Origin of the sequence: Halolamina salina (assembly GCF_042678005.1) — an archaeon.
Classification (GTDB): domain Archaea; phylum Halobacteriota; class Halobacteria; order Halobacteriales; family Haloferacaceae; genus Halolamina; species Halolamina salina.
In genome coordinates, this window is the sequence record NZ_JBHUDH010000157.1 from 8,140 (window position 1) to 10,885 (window position 2,746).

Here is a 2,746-nt window from a genome sequence, read left to right on the forward strand (position 1 = left end):
CGCCAACGGTCGGCGCCGGCGGGGGGAGGGGTGGGGACTCGGTACTGTGCCGGGCACGAGGCCCGGCACATTGCGGTCGCAAGTGGCCAAGCATCGAGACGCCGTTGCCGTGGCTGATGCGGTAGTCAACGAATCAGCCGAAAACCGAGAATCCGTCCTAGAACCCGATACCCAGCACGAACACGACGAACACCGTCACTGCGACACTGGGCACGAACACCGCGGCCCAGACGGCCTTGCTCCAGCCGATGATCGTCTTCCCGTCGAGCGCACCGATGGGGATCATGTTGAACGCCGCGAGGAACAGGTTCACTGCGAGTCCCTTCCCCCCGATCTCAACGAGCAGACCGACACCGAAGGTACTGCCAGCCAGCCACAGTGGGACGAACACGATCGTCAGCACGAGGTTCACCGCCGGCCCGGCGAGCGCGATCAGCCCGTGCTGGCGCTCGGTCAGCCGGCCGCGGTGGTGGACCGCCCCCGGCGCGGCGAAGATGAACCCCAAGAAGGCGCTCATGATCGCGAGGAACAGCATGTTGTACTCCGCGCGGAACGCCGCGATGTTGCCGTAGCGCACGACCATCACCTTGTGCCCGAGTTCGTGGAGCAGAAACCCGACCCCGGCGGTCAGCAGCGACACGACGAGCGCGATCGCGAACATCGTCGGATTCCCGGTGAGCAACGCGATCGCACGATTCCCGCCGCCGGCGAAGAAGATCGTGAACGCCAGCCCCAGCGCGAGCCACGCGATCAGGAGGTCCTGAATCTCCTGAGCCGAGAACCGCAGCGACGGCTCGGGGTCGAAGCGCCCCCGCCCACGCTCGGACCCGGGCACGCTCACGCGACCCACCCCCAGACGGTGCGGGCGCTGTTACGCGCCCCCTCGATCAGGAGGTCCGGCACCGCCGCGACGCCGCCGATATCGCCGAAGAAGGCGGGCAGCACGTACAGCGCGAACAGGAACGACGCGACGAAGCTGCCGACGTTCGTCAGCGCGACGATCATGATGAGCTTGAACAACGGCACCTCGAACATCTGGCCTACCAGTTCGACCAGCGGCGTCTCCTGATCGTCGAGCAGCGCGTTCAGCGTGTCGATGTCGCCGACGTTGACCGTCGTGTACCGGAGTTCGACGTAGCCCGCGAACCAGCCCGGCGCGAGCAGCGGATTGACCGAAGTCAGCCACGCGACCGAGCCGCCGACCAGCGCCGACGGCCAGCGCGCGCCCGCGATCCGGGCGAGCCCGGCCGCGAAGAGTCCGTTGACGACGAACCACGCCCCGAACAGTTCGAGCAGGAAGCGGTCCTCGACGCCGGCCATCGCGAGCAGCACGAAGAAGGCGACGAAGGCCGCGGTGATGCCGACGGCGACGATCTTCCCCCACGGGAGCAGGCGCTCTTTCTGCCCGGTCAGCGACGACTTCGGCGGCAGTCGCTCGGGGTGGGCGAGGTACTCCTCGATCCCCTGCTGGTGGCCTGCGCCGACGATCGCGACCACGTCCTTCCCCTGCTCGCGCAGTTCGACGAGGTTGTGGGCGATGTAGGCGTCGCGCTCGTCGATCAGGGCCTCGGCCCCGCCGGGGGAGAACTCCCGGAACTCCTCCATCATCGCGGTCACCACGTCCGTATCCGTCAGCTCGTCGGGGTCGAGCAGCTCCTCCATCTCCTCGTCGGCCGACTCGCCCTCGTCGACGACCAGCCCCATGGCGGCCGCGACGACGGCGCCGACGAGCAGCGCCCCGGCGAGCCCGAGCGTCATCGACCCGACCGCGGTGATCACGAAGTCGCCGAGGTACTGTGTGACCAGCGCGTCGGTCAGGCCGCGGTCGACGCCCGCGAGCTCGCCGACGACGATCGCGCTCGCACCGGCGACACCCAGCGCCAGCACGTCGTCGTCCAACACGCGCAGCGTCACCTCGGAGAGCACGTACGCCGACACCAGCCCGACCAGCGTGCTGCCGGTGAGGCCGACGAGCAGCGGTTGGGTGACGCCGACCGCGCCGCCGAAGATCCCGAGGATCGGGCCGAGCACGATCCCCACCAGCAGGCCGAACACGACGCCGCCGATCCGTGGGTCGGTGATCCCGAACGCCAACGAGCCGACGACTCGGAGCTTCTCGAACAGGCTCATCCGCGCCCAGAACCGCCGGATCGTCTCCTGGATGTCCCGATCGACCAGCGCGAGTTCGATGCCGAGATCCTCCGCGGTCTCGACGGCCGCGAGCATCTCCGCGCCGGGCTGGATGTCGAAGCGGTCGCCCATCCGTGCCTGCACGTACGAGAGCATCCAGTACGCGAGGAACTGGAACACGGTGTTCCCCTCGAGCAGGTCGCCCGCGGTCAGGTCCTCCGGCTCCTCGCCGCGCATCTGGCTGTACCGCCCCTCGTCCAGTTCGACGGCGACCACGTCCGGGCGCTCCTCCTCGATGGTCTCCTCGACCTCCCGGACGCTCTCGGCGGAGACGTGCGCGGTCCCCACGACCCGCACGCTGCCGTCCGACTCACTCATTGAGAGCGGTTCCGCCCCCGTGGGCCTTGACCGTGACGAAGCGCGCTCCCCACCCCGAACCGTTTTGCTCGCCGCCGTCCCAGCCCGGGGCGTGTTCGAGAACCGCGAGAGCCACGCCCGCTCGCCAGCCCACGAGGTCGCGCTCGACTGCCTCGCGGCGGGCGTCCGGCGTGCCGACCCCGAGCACGCGACCCGCGACGCCGTCGCCGTCGAGGACGACCGCCTCGAGATCACCGCC

At 69.3% G+C, this 2,746-nt stretch carries 2 protein-coding genes; both read right to left on the reverse strand.

Annotation, left to right across the window (positions count from 1 at the left end; translation table 11 throughout):
- Window positions 1–157: 157 nt before the first annotated feature.
- On the reverse strand, window positions 158–841 hold the full coding sequence (locus ACFR9S_RS13000; protein WP_379732630.1) for a zinc metalloprotease: 684 nt from the start codon (window positions 839–841) through the stop codon (window positions 158–160).
- Window positions 838–2,508, reverse strand: a complete 1,671-nt coding sequence (locus ACFR9S_RS13005; protein WP_379818836.1) for a TraB/GumN family protein — start codon at window positions 2,506–2,508, stop codon at window positions 838–840. Before ACFR9S_RS13005 ends, ACFR9S_RS13000 begins: the two co-directional genes overlap by 4 nt.
- Window positions 2,509–2,746: the final 238 nt, after the last annotated feature.